Raw genomic sequence first — 17027 nt, forward strand, 5'->3', positions numbered from 1 at the left:
TCACCTCAGCTTATCAAACAGCAGGTTGAGAGCTATTTTAACCCCCTCAAGAACGTTGGTTCCCTTTTTCATCGAATATTCGGTATAAACGGCTTTTATCGGCACCTCAGTTATCCTACATCCGTTCTTTGCCGCTTCAATAATTATCTCACTAGAAACCGCGTAGCGATCGCAGGTTATCCTTATCTTCGATGCACAGTCCTTGTTGAAGCATCTGAGCCCGCTCTGGCTGTCACTGACGTATTTTCTCGCGAAAACCGCCGTTATACTATCTAGGACGAAGTTCCCAAACTTCTTGATGAACGGCATCTGGCTCGTGTCGCCCTTCAAGCGGGAACCTACCGCAAAGTCTGCTTTGCCTTCCGCCACAGGCTTCATGACGCGGAGGGCATCGCTTACCAAGTGCTGACCGTCGGCGTCAAATGTGAGTACCAACCTCGCGTTCCTTCTCAGAGCATAGGCAAGACCAGTTCCAAGCGCACCCCCAAGGCCACGATTGACGAGGTGCGTTGGAACATGAACACCATAGGAGCGCGCTATCTCCCTTGTCCCATCCTTAGAGCCGTCGTTGACGACAATTATTTCATCCCGCCTGAAGTAGCGGAGGAGGTCGCCAAGGACGCTTTTAATGGTTTTCTCCTCGTTGTACGCTGGAACGACAACGTATGTGCTTAACAGACCCTCCATCAAACTTTTAAACTCCACCATGGTCGGGACCTCAAAGTTCGGCTCGACATCGATGGAGAAACTCATCCTGCCGGAATCATGGGAGGCTATCATAACCGAGAGCGCTCCGAGCTTCTTCGCTGGAAGGATGTCATAGCCGTGGTCGCCAACGACAAGGGTCTTCGTGGGCTCCAAGCCGAGCTTCTCAACTATTGCCCTCAGCTGGCCAGGCTCGGGTTTTAAATCCCCAATTGGAACGTCGTCCCTTGTTGAAACAATCTCAAAGTAGTTTATTATCCCGTGCATCTCCAACGCCTTCAGGGCAGCATCCCGGGAACTCCGCGTCATGACTGCCAACTTAATCCCCCTCTCCCTGAGGAAGTCGAGGACTTCACGGGTGCCCTCGAAGAGGAAGCTCTCCTCCATGCGCTCGATCTCGAGTTCGATCATTGGCCTGTAGAGTTCGCTGAAATCAAGCCCCAACTCCCTGGAAACGCGCCTCAGTGTCTCGTACATAGGTGTCATATCTCCAAGGACTTCATCTGGTATGCCCATATCAAGAAGGCGCTTCCTCAGCTTCTCCTTGAGGGTTGGGAATGGTTCCGGTGCACCTACAATCGTTCCGTCGAGGTCAAAGACTACCAGTTGGATGTCCATTTTGCCCACCGAAGGGTTTATTTTTGGGGGTTCCTACCACAGAGGGGTGTGCCCAAATATGATAGCGATTGCTCCGCTTATAGGTTTAACCCTGACGCTCATCCTGACTCCCTACCTTGCCAAGGAAATGAAGAGGGCCGGAATTACGGGTAAGGATATTCACAAACTCAAACAACCAGAAATCGCTGAGATGGGAGGCTTGGCGATACTAATCGGACTCGCCATCACCATTCTTCCCTTTGCGAACTCTAGGGTATCCAAGGTACTCGCGGTCTTCCTCCTCTTTGGGCTGGTCGGGGTAATAGACGACCTCGTGGCGTTAAAGCAGTCACACAAGGTTCTCCTCTCGCTCCTTGCGGCGATTCCTGCCGCTTTCCTCGATGTCTCACCGATGGTGGACATCTTCGGCCACACTCTGAACCTCGGGACAGTTTACCATATCTTTGCCCTCCTCTTCATCGTCGGTTCCGCCAACCTAGTCAACCTGCTCGCCGGCTTCAACGGCATTGAGATTGGAACTTCGGCAATAGCACTAGGCTTTTTGGCGGCGATAACCGAAGGGCCGGTGAGAGTAGTTGCACTAACCGGTATGGGGGTTGCCCTTGGCTTCCTCTGGTGGAACAGATATCCCGCGAGGGTCTTCCCAGGTGATACGGGGACGCTGAGCATGGGTGCACTGATAGGTCTGGTCGGAATAATAGGGAAAGTCGAGGTCTACGCGGCCATTCTTTTGATACCCCACTTCATTGACTTCACGATAAAGGCCTTTGGAGTCCGCTTTGGGGTCAGAAAACACGGAAGAACGATGGTCCTGCCGGACGGAACGCTTCAGGCACCGCCGTACCCGAGCTTTTTAGGGACTATAATGAGAAAAGTACGCGTGAACGAGCCGAAGCTCGTCGCAATAGTCTGGGGAATCGAGTTCACTCTCGGGCTTCTCGTCCTTGCCCTTCGTCTATCACTTTGACCATCCCAAAGCCGTAACGCGTCTTTTCTCCAAAGCCGTTCTCGTAGCCGAAGCGGGCTATCTCCTTTGAGCCAGTATAGCGGAATATCATGAGGGAGCCGCGATAATAGGTGTCCTTAACGAGTATCCTGACGGGCTTAAACTTGACGACTTCTATGGCAAAGTCCTTTTCCTCGGGCATAGAGCCCACCATGGCAGAGTAGCGCATGAGCATTACTTTCCTAAGCTTATCGAAGAAGGCCTCTTCGTTGGGATAGAGATCCCATATTTTCATCTTATCGTCGTTAAGCTTGACCGTGCGCACCATTATGGGACTTAGCGTCGAGAAGAGAGCTCTCCCTCCGAGGGTAGGCTCCTTCAGGATTTTAACGTCCTCCGCGATGAAGGAAGCGTCGCCAATCTGAAGGGTCGGACTGTCGATGAAGCCCTCAACAACGGCCTTTATAATCTCCGCGGAGGAAGATGAGACGTAGAGGGAGACATCGTCAGAGAGAACCTTTATCCCCCTATCGGGCAAAAGCTCCCTCTTACGAACCATCATCCTCGAAAAGGTAAAGTAATCGACGTGGCTTACTTCCGCTTCATGAGCTATCTCGGGAGAAACTAGCGCTATCTTGCTCAGCAACTGATTGTAGACATCGTAGTTGTAGTTAAAGGGAAGGATAGTACCCTCCTCAACGGGTCTAAATTTGATTTCCACCCTCATTCTAACCCACCCCCTAATACACACCCTTAATCTCCGAGTTCTGGGTTAATAAGAATTTCGGAAAGTAAACTCCGAAAGGATTACCTTTTAAAAAAGTTCCAGAGAAGTGGAAATTTGGTAAGGAGATAGAAAAATGGACAAAGACAATAGAGTTAAAAAGGCCGGCATAGAATACCATAAAGAGAGGTGAGAGAGATGAGTGCCGAGAACATAGGTACTAAACCTGCAGATGATTATGATGATTACATCACATACCTAAAGAGAAGGATAAGGCAGCTTGAACTCCAAGTGAGGACGCTGGAAGCAGACAAGGAAAGGCTGGAAAGGGAGCTTTCACGCGTCAGAATGGAAATGTCGCGCCTCAAGCAACCACCGGCCTTCGCGGGAACGCTCCTTGAAACTCTAGACGATGACCGGGCAGTAGTGCAGAACTTTAACGGACCACGCTTTGTGGTCAGAATAGCACCGTGGATAGAGCGCGACAAGCTCAAGCCTGGCGCAAGGGTTGCCCTCGACCAGAGGACGATGGCAGTCGTGGAACTCCTACCGAGCGAGAAGGACCCGAGCGTCCTTGGCTTTGAGGTCATAGACAGACCAAGGGTCAGTTACAATGACATAGGTGGCCTTGACAAGCAACTTCAAGAGCTTAGAGAGACGATAGAACTCCCGCTCAAGCATCCTGATCTATTTGAGAAGGTCGGAATAGAGCCGCCAAAGGGGGTTCTCCTCTACGGGCCGCCGGGTTGTGGAAAGACGCTAATGGCAAAGGCCATAGCCAACGAGGCAAACGCCACCTTCATCCGCGTCGTTGGAAGCGAACTCGTCAGGAAGTTCATAGGTGAAGGGGCAAGGCTCGTTCACGAACTCTTTGAGCTGGCAAAGGAGAAGGCTCCAACGATAATATTCATCGACGAAATTGATGCAATCGGTGCGAAGAGAATGGATGAAACGACTGGCGGCGAGAGAGAAGTTAACAGAACCCTTATGCAGCTCTTGGCGGAGATGGACGGCTTCGACCCAAGGGGCAACGTCAAGGTCATAGCAGCCACGAACAGGCCTGATATCCTAGACCCAGCACTCCTCAGGCCCGGAAGGTTTGACAGGCTCATAGAGGTCCCACTCCCCGACTTCCACGGGAGGCTCGAGATACTCAGAGTCCACACAGGGAAGATGAACCTCAGGGATGTGAACCTCCGCATCGTGGCCGAGATGACCGACGGAGCCAGCGGGGCAGACCTCAAGGCCATAGCGACCGAGGCAGGAATGTTTGCCATAAGGGCCAGACGTGAGTACATAACGCAGGACGACTTCCTCAAGGCTATAGAGAAGGTCTTCGGTTCGGAGCAGAGGCTGGCACAGCAGATAGCGATGCATGAAGTAATGTATGGATGATACCGCAGTCCGGATTTTCCTGTTCTCTATTCCTAATTTCCTTCTGGAGTTGTGTCTGGCAAGGATCATAAAGGTATTGGAGTGTTGAAAACTGAACTCCTCAAAACCCAGCTGTGGGTGGCTACATTTATAAATCCCCACCCTCATCGAATCCTGTGGGATGAGATGGTCAGCAAATTGCTAGCGCTTGATGCCTACCCAAACCTGCGAGACCTAGACTTCAGGATACTGAGGGGGGTAGAGTTGAACATGCGCAACCACCGCTGGGTCCCTCTGGAGGACATCTCCCGCTTCGCCAGGGTCGACGTTGAAACCGCCTCTTTTAAGTTGGGCAGGCTCGACAACTGGGGGCTGGTTGTCAGGAGAAGCGACATAGGTTACATCGGCTACCAGCTCACGATACACGGCTACGACGCGCTGGCAATAAGGGCACTATCGAGAAAGGGTGTTGTGGAGGCGATAAGCTCGACCCAGATAGGGGTTGGAAAAGACGCGGACGTTTACGCCGGCATCTCTCCATCTGGCGAGAAGATCGCCGTTAAGTTCAACCGCGTTGGTGGGAGAACCGCATCGAGGAAGGCTTCCTACCATGGAGATGTTTTTCAGGACAAGCACCATACGAGCTGGCTCTACGTGTCAAGGTTAATAGCAAAGAAGGAGCACGAGGCGTTAACGCTTCTGAGTCCAATAGCAAGGGTTCCAAGGTCGATAGCTTGGAACAGGCACGTAGTTGTGATGGAGTTCATACACGGCACCGAGCTCGCCAACCTGAGGGAGGCAGATCTGACGGGGGAAGAGGCAGACGAGATACTCTCAAAGGTCCTCAACGAGTACCTGAAGATAGTCCGCTTTGGTATTGTCCACTCCGACCTCAGCGAGTTCAATGTAACCATAACTGATGATGGAGACGTTCTGATAATAGACTGGGCGCAGCATATAACAACGGACAGGCCCGAAAGCTACGAACTCCTGAAGAGGGATTTAACCGTCCTATTGAATGCCTTCCGGAGAAAATGGCACGTTGATAGAGAGTTTGAGGAGGTATGGCCTGCCTTTGAGGAAGCCTGGAAAAGGAGCAGGGGTGAGTGATATGGGCGTGAGGGAGCGGGCGCTTGAACTCTTTCGGGAGGCCCTGCTGGCGGAGAACATGAGGGATTTAAAAACCGCCAAGAGGAAGCTCGACGATATAATGGACATCACCAGAAGAGAGGAGCCGGAGCTTTACTTTGAGGCCTGCTTCAGGATGGCGGAGGTGTTCATCCAGGAGGACAACTATCGCGGAGCCGTCAAGTGTGCCATCCGGGGAATCTACCGCGCCCCAAACGAGGAGCTCAGGAAGCTCGGGATAAGGCGGCTGGGCGATATACTCACCATCCTAAAGAGCGAGAACCGCCTTGAAAAGCTGGCCGAGAACATGGAGCCGACTTTAGCTCTGATAAAGAAAGACGAGGCCCTTTACAGATTTACTTTAACGCTCGTTGCTTTCGCACGGGGAAAGGAGGTAGAGGTAGACTCCCTCCCTGAGGAGTTCAAGAAAGTCCTAGATGGGTTTAGAGGATAGCATCGGTGATCCCTGTCACGTACTCTTTTTTCGGCCTCACAGGGAAATTATACGGTTCTTTTTTCGGCCTCTCGTTGTAGTACGGCCTGTTACAGCCCGGACAGCCATGGGTGGCAAAAGCCTCAGGTGAGACTAGCCCTAGGAGTTCCTCCTTAGGGATTCCAAAACCGGTGAGGTTGCCTCCATTATCAAATTTAAAGTCCCTAGGAGATGCGAGGTTCTTTTCAAGGAGGTACCTCGCGAGTTGAATCCTGCGATATCTCTTGAGGGACGGGGGTTTAGCGTTCTCAAGCCGGGTTCCCTTCACGGGAGTGAACGCAAAGAGGGAAACCTCGGCCTTCATGCCGTAGAGCCTTGCCATCGTTTCAACCATCTCCCTATCCGTTTCACCGAGGCCCACTATGAGGTGGACGAACGCTTTCCCAAGACCAAAGACATCGAGAACATCACGGGTGAAGGCCCACATTTCATCCCAGGAGTAGAGAGAGTCTTTGACGCTCTTATAAATCCTCTCACTCGCGGCATCAAGGCCGACACCGATGTAGTCAACCCCCCGCTCTTTGAACTCCTTCAACACATCCCGCCCAACGGGCGTTATCGAGACTGAAACCGGAAGGTTCAGAGGAGCAAAGCGATCCAGAAGCTCCAAGACGTCCTCAACCATATCTGGGTAATCTATTGTCTGGAGGCAGAGCCGGGAGAAACCGCCATTTGGGAGCGCCTTTAAAACGTCTTCAAGTTCAAAGGCCGGCCAGGTAACGCGCGAGAGTTTCTTCAGATTTGCCCCGCTCTCCCTAGCCTGGACGCAGAAGGCGCAGTTGTTCCTACAGTGGCCGGGCCAGTAAGTCATTAGATAGGCAGTCGTTGGCCTGGCAAGCATCTTACCATGCTTAAGTCCCATGGCAACGGCCGTTCCATAGGAGACTCTGATGAATTCAACCATTCCTACCACCTACAAAATAGGATATGGCCAAGATTAAAAGGGCTATCCCACTGAGGATGGGTAGGAACCCCAAAATCCCTGCGTATCCGAGGCTTCCTGCGGCGTATCCGAGGGTGAACTGACCACTCATCGTCCCGAGGTCAAAGAACATCGTGTAAACGCTCGAACCCATCGTCCTTATCCTCTGGGGCAGTTTTCCAAGGGCCATGAGCTGCATCGCCGGAACAGCAAGGCCGAAACCGGCACCGATGAGAACCGCGCTGGCATAGGAACCGGGGGGAGTTGTAAACCTAAGAAGGAGTAAGTAGCCGGTTATAACGGTAGTCAATCCCGCCGTGGAAACGGGTATCGGCCCCATTCTATCGGCGCTCCTGCCCCCAACGACCCTCGTAACGAAGCTCGAGATTCCAATGACCATCATGTAGGTTCCAAAGATCCTCTGTGGATAGGACAGCTCCTTATAGAGGGCAGGGAGAAAGGTGGTCACCCCGGCATAGGAGGCCGAGAAGAAGAGTAGTGCTATGGAGGCGGCGATGAAATATGGCTTTAAAAGCTCAGAGTAATCCGCTTTCTCCTCCCTCTCCACATGGATAACAATTCTCCCAATGTCCCTCTTTACCGGAATCACAAAGAGCGCCCCAACGGCCGAGAAGAGGGCCACAAGGGCAAAGGCACCGGAGAAGCCGAGGTAGTCTGAGGAGTAGCCGCCGAGGGCAGGACCGATTATGTTGCCAAGCGAGAACATCATACCGCGCCAGCCAAGGGTCTCGCCAACCCTCCCGACAGGGGCAAGGTCAACGGCGGTGGAGAGGCTTGAGGGAAAGAAGATACCCATGGAAAAGCCATGAAGTGCCCTCGTGAAGGCGAAGAGCCAGATGTTTCCGGTAACTGCCGAGACAACGTACAGGAGGCCCGAAACAAGGCTCAAGAGGTTTCCGAGGATCATCGACTCGAGCCTGTAACCCCTGTCACCAACGAGGCCGCCAATTGGCTTGGAGACAAGCGAGAGGACGGAGGTTATCCCCGCAAGCACGCCCACGAGGAAGGGGTCCGCACCGAGAGTTATCGCGAAAGGAGAAACGATGGGGTTGACTGAGCTTATACCTAGGAAGAAAAAGAGCGTCGACAGGTTGAGGAGCCATATGTTGCGGAAGTCCCTATCCACTAAACCCCAACCTCCGGTTTCTCCATGCCGTCCCTCATGAAAGCGTAGCTCATGTGTCTGGTGTTTTTCGCGAAGCCGATGTTTCCCTTTGAATCCACCATGATGATACCCATCGTGTCCGGGCCGAAATACTTGGTGGCGAGGCTGATCGCCGCTTCGCTCGCGGCCTGAGCATTCATGCCAAGGCGAATGAAGTCTGTGGCGCTCTTGGCTAAGGCAAGCTTTATCGCCACCTCTCCAAGGCCGGTGCAGGAAGCCCCAGCAACTTCGTTGGCGTAGGTTCCACCGCCGATTATAGGGGTGTCACCGACGCGGCCGAACATCTTGAGGAAGACGCCACCCGTTGATGTACCTGCAACGACCTCCTCTCCGTCGAAGGCAACTGCACCAACGGTGCTCCTCAATACTTCTGGATACTCCTTTATTAGCTTGTTCAGCCTCTTCCAGTGGTTAGCTTCGCCCTTCTCGAGGAGTTTCTTCCTGAGGTCTTCCCACTGCCCAAGTCTCTCGTCGGTTATCGGATTGTACTCCCCAAAGCCGAGCAGGCGGGCGAACTTTACGGCGCCTTCGCCACTCAGGAGAACATGGTCCGTCTTCTCCATAACCTTTCTGGCGACGCTTATCGGGTTCTTAACCCCCTGGATCCCGGCAACCGCACCGGCCTCCAGCGTTTTCCCGCGCATTATAGCCGCGTCCATCTCAACCTTCCCGTCGAGAGTGAGAACGCTCCCGGTTCCGGCATTGAAGATTGGGTTGTCCTCCAGAGCCTTAACAGCCTCTTCAACTGCATCCAACGCGGAACCGCGCTTCAATTCCTTCCAGCCGGCTAAAACAGCCTCTTTAACACCGCCAAGAACCTTTGGAATGCGCTCCTCTTTCTTAATCGTCCCAGCACCGCCGTGGACTATAATAGCGACCATGGGAATCACCGGAGGAAAGAAGGCTCGAACGGTTAAAAGGCTTATGGAAACGAAAAGATAAGGACAAAATCAGCTGAGTGCCATGTTGATTATAGTCTCCCCGATGTTCTCGAGGTACTCAAGGATCCTGCGGTAGCTCTCGAGGGCTATCGACTGGCGATAATCTATGGAGCGTATCTCAGCCTTGAGTTCGAGCATCAGCTTGTCTATCTTGCCCAAGTCGCGCTCCTCTATCTGGCTCATCATCTCGCCGAACTTCTCTTTCAGGTAAGGCACGTTTATCCCGCTCGGGTTCTCTGAAATCCTAGTTATATGGTCACCTATCCTCTCAATGTTACGGACAATGAAGAGTATGCCGAGCAGGTCAAAGGTTCTCCGGATTATGCCGCTCTCCTCGGTTATGCTGCGCCTGCTCAGCAACCTGTTAACAGCGCGGATCGTGAGGAAGTAGAAGCGGTCAAGCTCGTTCTCAAGATCGTTTATGTCGCGCAGAATTTCTTCGTCGTCTGGAGAGGCTATAAGGAGTTCGAGGTCGCCGAGCATCGACATGACCAGAGAGCGTATTCTCCCAAGGAGCTCGGAGAGGTTTATCTCATCCTCATCAAGGAGGCTCTTAGCAACTATCCTCTGCGGCTCGTCGAGGATTATCTCAACCCCCGGAAGGCTCTGGAGGACTTTCCTGACCTTGACCTTGTAGATGGGCATCTCCTCAGAGAAGTTAACCTCAAGGATGTCATAGCCCTGAATGTAGGCTGAGATGGCAAGGCGAACGGCCATGTCCGGCGAGTACTCGTGCGATATAGTTAGGATCTTCCTCTCACTTACTTCCCTCGGCTCCTTTGGGAAGATGGTTATACTTCCATCCGGGTTTATAGACAGGGGCACAACATCACCCTGACTCAGGCTGTTCTCGCGAACCCACTTCTTTGGAAGGGAAATTATGTATGAGCTTCGACCAGTAAATTGGATTTTCCTAAACTCCATAGATATCCCCGCCGATATATATCCTAACTTTAGATAAAAGATTCATTTCGATAAACTTATAAACGCTATGAGCAACGTTTCAGCATGCTCACCGAGTACGGCAGGGACGCGAGGATACTCATAGGGGCAAACGCGCTGGGTCAGACGTTCCTGTGGTTCTCGTTCTTCATAATGCCCTTCTACCTAAAGGCTCTTGGCTACGGGATGAAAACGATGGGGATGTTTTTCTCTGCTCAGACGATAGTCGGTGGACTCTTCTTCCTCCTGGCAGGTCCGATATCGCTCCGCCTTGGATACAGGAAAACACTGCTCTCAAGCGCCATCGTTGGTTTGGCAGGGAGGGTTTTCCAAGTCTCAGCCTCGAGTTGGTTCGTGCTACTCCTAGGTTTCATCCTCGTTGGAGTGAACATGGGACTCAGGCAACCGAACTACAACGCCTACCTGAGCGAACTTGTGCCCGATGAGATGAGACATGAGGCCTTTTCAAAGAGTTTCGGACTGGGAACACTCTTCAATTCGCTAGGCGTTCTTCTAGCGGGCTTTCTCCCCGGTTACCTTGTTGGGGCAGGCTTGACCGAGGAAACGGCCTACAGACTGACGTTTTCCCTATCACTCCTCCAGTTCGCTTTCGTCATACCCGCACTATTCATTGTGAGGGACGTTGCTGTTAGGGAGAAAAGGATCAGATGGGAAAGAAACTTGGTAGTTAAGATTCTCAAGTTCTCCCTCCCGAGTGCCATTATAGGTCTCGGCGCCGGAATAACGATACCCTTCATGAGTCTCTACTTTAAAATTCGCTTTGGTGAGACGCTCTCGGCCATAAGCTACGTCTTCTTCTTCCAGCAGCTGGCGATGGGACTCGGATCGTTCGGTCTGCCAGAACTCGTTAGGAAATGGGGGCCTGTAAAAGTTATAACATCCTTCCAAGGGGCGGCAACTGTCCTCTTCGCCGTTTTTCCATCCATTGAGACTTTCGCCCTGGCTGGGGCCGTTTATGTCGCGAGGGCAATACTGATGAACATAATCTGGCCCATAAACAGTTCATTCATGATGGGTTCCTTCAAAACGGAGGAAAAGGCCACTGCCAACGGAATTCAGCAGGCCTTCTCAACATTCATGAGAGGAGTGGGTAATTCCGTTGGCGGAACGCTCTTCGCAATCTCGCTGGTTTATCCGTTCTACGCCACCGCCGTTCTCTACGCCGTAGCAACTGCACTGTTCTATGCATTCTTCAAGAGGTACAACTGATCAGTCCTTGGCGAGTTCCTTTCCCCTCTCAAAGGCCCTGAAGTTGACCTCCCAGAACCTTTCGCGGAGGGTCTCCCTGATCCCAGTCTTTATGCTCTCATCCTCCAGTGGGATCAGCCCCCTGCCGAAGGCATAGCCGAGCATCAGAACGCCCAAGGTTCTGGGGTTTATCTTATCTGCCTCCCCCTGGAAGTCCGTCATGTGGGCGGGGCAGATTCTCCCCATTGCTTCTTTTATCTCGTTCAGTTCAGGGTACTTCTCCTTGCCAACGAGTGTCGTTGCCGTGTGAATCGGGTAGGCGTTGATTATCGCAGTGCTCTTCTTGCTCAAAAAGCGCGCGTTCCTTAAGGCCTCAGCAGGCTCAAGGGCGAGCATCAGATCAGCCTGGCCTTCCTCGATGAGCGGAGAATAAACTTCCTCACCGAAGCGGAGATAGCTGAGGACGCTCCCGTAGCGCTGGCTCATTCCAAGGGTTTCGCCGATTCTAACGTTGTAGCCCTCGTGCATCGCCGCGTTGCCCACTATCCTCGAAAGGGTCAGACCGCCTTGACCACCGACACCGGTTATTATTAGGTTGAACTCCATCCACATCACCGGATATAGTTAGTTGGGGGTGAATAAAAACCTAAGCCCCAAGAAATTCCGATCAGAGCCTCAGCTCCTCGAAGATTTTGAGCTTTTCACGCCCCTCCAGCTTGACCCAGTCGAAGATCGAGCCGGAGCTTTCCCCCAAGCGGAGCGTCTCGACGAGCTCCCTGTACTTTCCGCCCGCGATGCCGTTGGCTATCACCGCACTTCCCTCGGCGGCTTCCTTCGCCTTGGCCCTGCTCTCCAGTTTGAGAACTTCGACGGAGAAGCCGTAGGTTTCGAAGGCCCCCTCAAGGGCCGCTTTGACGTCGCCGAAAAACTCCGGAATCCTGGAGAAGCGACCGCTGAGGTAGACTGCGTCGGGCCTCACAGAGGGGAGCAAAGCGAAGACGTCCTTCAAAATGGCCTCGATCATCGCGATGTAGCCTTTCTGAACGTTCTCGTCCTCCCGGGCGAGCTTCACGAACTCCTCCGGGGAAACTTTGAAGGGGTCCACACCGGCCACGGATGCGGCACCGCCTTGGAAGAGGACCAGCTTTCCAAAGTCGTCCAGGGCGTTGGCCAGGGCGTAGGCGAGCTCACCGTCCATGAAGCCCATTCCCAGATAGCCGGGAAAACCGGCGGTTCCTGCCATGCCGTCAACTATCTGGCCGTTCCTCACAGCCATCGCGGAAGTGTAGGCGAAGCCCGCCTCGACCGCTATGAGGTTGGTCTCGGAGTAGGGGATTACCTTCCGCTCGGCCTCCCTGACTATAGAAAGGGCGGCTGTGAAGACCTTGTCCGCGGTTCCCAGGTCGACCCTGTTGGCCTTTCTCCATTCCGGAACAGTGGGGAGGTGGATAACGCCAGGAGTGAAGTAGATGTTGAGGTCTTCCGCATCCCTCATCAAGAGCATGAGTTCCCTGAGCCCGACTATCTTCAACCTCCTCTCGACGTCGGCCCCGGTTATGAAAGTGGCAAGGGCTATCTCGGCGTCGGTGGCCTCGCGGGCAGGCTTCAAGGGGATGCCGTAGCCGCAGGGACCGACTATGGCGTCTATCCTTCCGTGCTCGTCCTGAACCTCCCTGAGGACGTCTATGATGATTCCCGGGTTCTCGGTAACGCGGTTCCTGTCGACAGCGGTGTCTACGATGACCTTCCCAGTCTCGTCGTCGAAGCCGAAGATATCCATGCTCTTCGTCCCGGAGTCTATACCAACGGCCTTAACCATCGAGCACCACCCTTCCGCGGTTGTCGGCTTTCGTGATGAAAACCTCCCCTCCGTCCCCGTTCTCGCGGAGGAAGGCCTCAACCTCCCCCCTCAAAATTTCGGCCTTCTTCCGGCCATCGACGAGGCCGTAGAAAGTTGGCCCCCAGCTCGTCTGGCAGGCACAGTGAGCTTTGCTGAGCATCAGCTTGATTCCTTCGTTGACTATATCGCAGCAGTAGACGTTCTCCTGGTAATCACTCCAGAACTCTCCTAGGAGGTGGTTGAACAGGTAAAGGCCATCGCCGAAGGTTTTAATATCGCGCTCGACGAACGCCGGGAGGATCTTCATGAGGACGATCCTTGAAAGCCTGTCTGCCAGCTGAGGGGGCATTTTCTTGAGGTTTCCCAGGATCTCGTCTTCCCTCTTCCTGACCTCTGCAAGAGCCTTTCTAGGGTTCTCCGGCACGGCCACGACTAAGAACCAGTCATCTGGCATCTCACCGCGGAAGACGAGCGGGGGCACTACCTCCTCCCTCTTATCCACCGGGAAGCCGCCCTCGTAGATGAAGCCGCCCGTCTTCATCGCGTAGAACCCAAGGGCCGTTACAAGGCCGCGCCTCATCGAGAGTACAACCTCTTCGAACGTTAAGCCGAGGTTGAAGAGCCTGTTTATCCCCTCGCCTATGCTCAAAGCCAGGGTCGTGTGGAAGCCCAACCCCACCCACTTCGGGATGTACCTCCTGACCTCAACGCTCACCGGCGGGAAGTCATGACTTTCTCTAAAGCGCCTTATGAACCTCATGGCATCACCGTCGTTGGCGGTGTCTTTCTCCGCCGGTTTGACCTCCACCTCAAGGGGAGGCATCTCGATTGCGAAGCCGACCGTCCCATAGAGCCTCCCCATGTCGCCGCTCAAATCTGGGTTTCCCGTGTGGAGATGGGCTGGTGCGCGTATCCTTACCATCAGTTCACCCCCCAAGAGTGGAAGCTGGGACAAGTATTTAAGGAATGCGGGCCAATCAGAAAATATGTCCTTCGAGAAGTACTATGAGGTCTTTAAATCTTACAGCGACATCTACTCCGAGGAATACAGAAAGAGGGTTGAGACGCTTGAACCTCTCCTGATGAAGCACATGCCCTCCAAGGGAAGGGTTCTGGACCTGGCATGCGGCGCCGGCGGCTTCTCATTTCTCCTCGGAGACCTTGGCTTCCAGGTTGTCGGTCTGGACTCAAGCGAGGTCATGTTAGAGAAGGCCAGGGAATTCGCGAAGGACAAGCGCTCAAAGGTCGAGTTCATTAAGGGAGATGCAAGGAAGCTACCGTTCGAGGAGAACAGCTTTGACTACGTGCTCTTCATAGACAGTCTCTTCCACTTTGAACCACGGGAGCTGAATCAAATCTTCCGAGAAGTGGCAAGGGTTTTAAAGCTCAGCGGAAGGTTCATCGTCCAGTTCACTGACCTCAGGGAACTTCTCAGGGTCTTAATGAATGGAGCGGTTGTCGGGGCAGAATATTGGGTCAACAGAGTCTTAACCGACCCCGACGAGAAGACCGCTGTGATAGAGTTTCAGAGCGAAAAGGAGAGCTTCAGGGTGCGCTTCAACATCTGGGGCAAGACAGCTGTCGAGCTACTTGCAAAGCTCTATTTCAGGCAGATTCACAGTGAAAATCTCAACGAACACACCCACTTCCAGGTCTACGTCCCGGAGAAGTGAAAACGCTCAGTCTCCCCAAAGCTCCCTCCCGCGCACATACGTTGCTGAAACGTTCCTCTCGCCACCCAGTATCATTAACCCCAAGAGCAGAAGATTTAGGTTGTCATCGACCGCCATGTAACGGTACTCCTTAGTGCGGAGAAAGATTTTCAAAGCTCATAACCTACCCTTGTAAACCCTCACGGAAGGCACCAAAAGAGGGGTAAAGGAGAGGAAGTTAAAAGGCTGCCGGTCAGGCCTTCAGGCGGAGGCGTTTTATAACAAAATCCCTCTTAAGAGAGGCCAAGAACGGAGCCAGCCTCGGACCGCGGTCCTTGCCGATGAGGACGTTGTAGAGTACTTTGAACCACATCTTGCTTGGGACCCCACGCTTCTTGGCGGCGTCGAAGATGGCGTTGTTGAGTTCATCAACGGTGAACTTCTCGTTCTTCTCGAGCCATTGGGCCACCTCAAGCATTGCCTCCCTGATCTCAGGCGCAAGCTCGACCTCTGGTGGCTTTTTGAGGATGCTGAACTTCACGTCATCGGGCGCGTACTTCTCGACCCAGTTCTTCGCGAGCCTTATACGGAGCCTTATACGCTTAATGTCCTCCCCTCTCAGTCCCTCCAGAACGTGGCCCTGCTCCCTAAGGATCCTGATGATGCCCTCCTCGTCGAGGTGGGGCATCTGGACGAGGGTTACAAGGAAGCGGAAGGGAGCCTGAGCCGTGAGTCTCTCGGGAACCTCCGGCATGGACAGCTCGTAGGTTCTCTTCAGCTCTTCTTCCTCCTCAGGGTTCTTAGCCTTCTCGAGGCCGAAGTAGATGCGCTCGACTTTATCAAACTCGTCGTAGAGGTTGAGCAGCCCTAGACCTAGATCTATTTTGAGTTCCTTATTCGGCCGCGACTTGGCGTATATGAAGCGGATTATCCCAGGTTCAAGAACCTCGTAGAGGTCGCTGAGCAGGATAACGTTGCCCTTGCTACCGCTCATCTTGCCCTTCTGACCCTTGATTCCCACGAACTCGTACATGAGCGTCATTGGGGCAGGCCAGTTAAAGACATTCTCCACTATCTCCCGTCCAGTGTCGTAGGAGCTTCCAGCCGCTAAATGGTCCTTTCCTGCGGGCTCGAAGTCGACCTTGAAGTGGGCCCACCTCATCGGCCAGTCAACACGCCAGCGAAGCTTGACATTGCCCTCGCGGATGTCGGTCTCGCCTTCCCCGCCGCAGTGAGGGCACCTGTAAGAGACCTTCCACTCACCATCCCACCCAAGGAACTCTGCTTCCTTCCTGCAGTAAGGGCAGTAAATCATAACGGGCTGCCAGTCCTCCTCGAGCGGCGGCTGCTTGGCCCTCTCTCGGTACTTGTCAAGAACCGCCTTGATCTCGTCACGTCTTTGAAGGGCGAGCTTCACCTCCTCCGCGTACTCACCACTCTTGTAAAGCTCGGAGGCGTGGACGAAATCCACCTCAATTCCAAGCCTCGAAACCTCTTCCTCAAACTTCTCTATGAAGTGTTCCGCATAGCTGTCGTGGCAACCCCAAGGGTCGGGGACCTCGCGAACGGGCCTTGTGAGGTACTCCCTCCACCCCGGCGGGACGTTCTTCGGAACCTTTCTAAAGCGGTCGTAGTCGTCCCACATGTGGATGTGCCGCACCTTCTTGCCCCTGTCCCGGAGGGCGTGGCCGACTATGTAAGCGGTGAAGAACTCCCTAAAATTGCCTATGTGAACGTAACCGCTCGGTGTGATCCCGCTCTCGACGACGTACTCCTCCCTGTCGCCCCTTTCCTTGATTATCCTCTCAGCCATGTAGTCTGCCCAGTGAACCATCCTTACCACCGCGCTTAGCTCTGACGAGGCCCTTTTAAGCTTAAGCTCAACTATTGGTAACGATTCAAGGGTAGAAAATTTTATAAGAGCTAGGAGTAAAAACTCTCGAAGATCGTAAGGAGGCCTTTCAATGGAGGTTGAACTGGAGAGGATACGGGTTTTCTTTCCAGCATCGCTCGAAATCCAGGAGGAGCTGTTGAAGGAGGGTTTAAGGTACCATACGATAAGGAAACTGGAAGAAAAACGCCGGTTCCGATAGTGGCAAGCTCAAAGGCCGAGAGAAAACTTAGGAGGGTAGGCTCCTCAAGGCGAAAGTCTTTGAAAGCGACAGGAAGAAGTTTATCCTGATACCCGAAGAGAAAGCAATCAGGGAGATAGAGCTTACATTTTTCTTCCCGAAAGCCTCGCCCTTTAGGGCGGGGATGAAGTAAACCACCTAACAACCCTTAAACCACCGAAAACCCTTTTAAGTTTTTGCAACTTAATAAGGTCTCGGAGAGGCCACTCAAGAAC

General features: G+C 53.3%; 19 protein-coding genes. 7 read left to right on the forward strand and 12 right to left on the reverse strand.

Features of this window, described 5'->3' with window-relative positions:
- Positions 1-1323 carry an HAD-IA family hydrolase gene (locus tag MV421_RS04005; RefSeq protein ID WP_297419847.1) on the reverse strand — a complete coding sequence of 441 codons (1323 nt, stop codon included), beginning with the start codon at positions 1321-1323 and terminating at the stop codon, positions 1-3.
- A 58-nt stretch (positions 1324-1381) separates the two neighbouring features.
- On the opposite strand from MV421_RS04005, the gene MV421_RS04010 reads away from it, so the two are divergent.
- A complete protein-coding gene (locus tag MV421_RS04010) occupies positions 1382-2290 on the forward strand; it encodes a glycosyltransferase 4 family protein (RefSeq protein ID WP_297419849.1) in 909 nt (302 codons plus the stop codon).
- Here the strand turns inward: MV421_RS04010 and cas6 are convergent.
- Positions 2247-2996, reverse strand: a complete 750-nt coding sequence (cas6, locus tag MV421_RS04015) for a CRISPR-associated endoribonuclease Cas6 (RefSeq protein WP_297419852.1) — start codon at positions 2994-2996, stop codon at positions 2247-2249. The two genes, MV421_RS04010 and cas6, sit on opposite strands and share 44 nt — an antisense overlap.
- A 195-nt stretch (positions 2997-3191) precedes the next feature.
- On the opposite strand from cas6, the gene MV421_RS04020 reads away from it, so the two are divergent.
- The 3 genes from MV421_RS04020 (at position 3192) to MV421_RS04030 (ending at position 5949) form a co-directional block, all read left to right on the forward strand.
- Positions 3192-4388 (forward strand): proteasome-activating nucleotidase, encoded by a 1197-nt coding sequence (locus MV421_RS04020; RefSeq protein WP_297419854.1) that lies wholly within the window; start codon positions 3192-3194, stop codon positions 4386-4388.
- Between the two features lie 165 nt (positions 4389-4553).
- Complete coding sequence (locus tag MV421_RS04025; protein WP_297419857.1) at positions 4554-5477, forward strand: serine/threonine-protein kinase RIO2; 924 nt, start codon at positions 4554-4556, stop codon at positions 5475-5477.
- A 1-nt stretch (position 5478) separates the two neighbouring features.
- Positions 5479-5949: a hypothetical protein gene (locus tag MV421_RS04030; protein WP_297419860.1), complete on the forward strand. Its 471-nt coding sequence runs from the start codon at positions 5479-5481 to the stop codon at positions 5947-5949.
- Here the strand turns inward: MV421_RS04030 and MV421_RS04035 are convergent.
- From MV421_RS04035 to MV421_RS04050, 4 genes are all read right to left on the reverse strand, one after another.
- Positions 5939-6892, reverse strand: a complete 954-nt coding sequence (locus tag MV421_RS04035) for a radical SAM protein (protein WP_297419898.1) — start codon at positions 6890-6892, stop codon at positions 5939-5941. The genes MV421_RS04030 and MV421_RS04035 overlap by 11 nt on opposite strands.
- Positions 6885-8057, reverse strand: coding sequence for an MFS transporter (locus tag MV421_RS04040; protein ID WP_297419863.1), 1173 nt, complete (start codon positions 8055-8057; stop codon positions 6885-6887). Before MV421_RS04040 ends, MV421_RS04035 begins: the two co-directional genes overlap by 8 nt.
- Positions 8057-8977 (reverse strand): isoaspartyl peptidase/L-asparaginase family protein, encoded by a 921-nt coding sequence (locus MV421_RS04045; protein WP_297419901.1) that lies wholly within the window; start codon positions 8975-8977, stop codon positions 8057-8059. The genes MV421_RS04040 and MV421_RS04045 overlap by 1 nt, the downstream gene beginning before the upstream one ends.
- A gap of 69 nt (positions 8978-9046) precedes the next feature.
- A complete protein-coding gene (locus tag MV421_RS04050; protein WP_297419866.1) occupies positions 9047-9961 on the reverse strand; it encodes a phosphate uptake regulator PhoU in 915 nt (304 codons plus the stop codon).
- A gap of 84 nt (positions 9962-10045) precedes the next feature.
- Here MV421_RS04050 and MV421_RS04055 point away from each other — a divergent pair, with 84 nt between their 5' ends.
- Positions 10046-11209 (forward strand): MFS transporter, encoded by a 1164-nt coding sequence (locus MV421_RS04055; RefSeq protein ID WP_297517881.1) that lies wholly within the window; start codon positions 10046-10048, stop codon positions 11207-11209.
- On the opposite strand, the gene MV421_RS04060 is transcribed toward MV421_RS04055, so the two are convergent.
- The 3 genes from MV421_RS04060 to MV421_RS04070 all read right to left on the reverse strand — a co-directional run bounded on the left by MV421_RS04060 (position 11210) and on the right by MV421_RS04070 (position 13950).
- Positions 11210-11794, reverse strand: coding sequence for an indolepyruvate oxidoreductase subunit beta (locus MV421_RS04060; RefSeq protein ID WP_297419904.1), 585 nt, complete (start codon positions 11792-11794; stop codon positions 11210-11212).
- Between the two features lie 61 nt (positions 11795-11855).
- Complete coding sequence (locus tag MV421_RS04065; protein ID WP_297517884.1) at positions 11856-13007, reverse strand: DUF1464 family protein; 1152 nt, start codon at positions 13005-13007, stop codon at positions 11856-11858.
- Positions 13000-13950: a beta-ribofuranosylaminobenzene 5'-phosphate synthase family protein gene (locus tag MV421_RS04070; RefSeq protein ID WP_297504066.1), complete on the reverse strand. Its 951-nt coding sequence runs from the start codon at positions 13948-13950 to the stop codon at positions 13000-13002. The genes MV421_RS04065 and MV421_RS04070 overlap by 8 nt, the downstream gene beginning before the upstream one ends.
- A gap of 64 nt (positions 13951-14014) precedes the next feature.
- Here MV421_RS04070 and MV421_RS04075 point away from each other — a divergent pair, with 64 nt between their 5' ends.
- Complete coding sequence (locus MV421_RS04075) at positions 14015-14701, forward strand: class I SAM-dependent methyltransferase (RefSeq protein ID WP_297419879.1); 687 nt, start codon at positions 14015-14017, stop codon at positions 14699-14701.
- Between the two features lie 6 nt (positions 14702-14707).
- Here MV421_RS04075 and MV421_RS04080 read toward each other — a convergent pair whose 3' ends face one another.
- Positions 14708-14854, reverse strand: coding sequence for a hypothetical protein (locus tag MV421_RS04080; RefSeq protein WP_297419882.1), 147 nt, complete (start codon positions 14852-14854; stop codon positions 14708-14710).
- Positions 14855-14933: 79 nt separating this feature from the next.
- A complete protein-coding gene (lysS, locus tag MV421_RS04085; protein ID WP_297419907.1) occupies positions 14934-16514 on the reverse strand; it encodes a lysine--tRNA ligase in 1581 nt (526 codons plus the stop codon).
- Positions 16515-16644: 130 nt separating this feature from the next.
- Between lysS and MV421_RS11035 the strand changes: the two genes are divergently transcribed.
- Entirely contained in the window at positions 16645-16773 is a 129-nt protein-coding gene (locus tag MV421_RS11035) for a hypothetical protein (protein WP_366938861.1), read from the forward strand.
- Positions 16774-16800: 27 nt separating this feature from the next.
- On the opposite strand, the gene MV421_RS11040 is transcribed toward MV421_RS11035, so the two are convergent.
- Positions 16801-16950, reverse strand: coding sequence for a hypothetical protein (locus tag MV421_RS11040; protein WP_366938862.1), 150 nt, complete (start codon positions 16948-16950; stop codon positions 16801-16803).
- Positions 16951-17027: the final 77 nt, after the last annotated feature.

This window comes from Thermococcus sp. (genome assembly GCF_027023865.1).
Classification (GTDB): domain Archaea; phylum Methanobacteriota_B; class Thermococci; order Thermococcales; family Thermococcaceae; genus Thermococcus.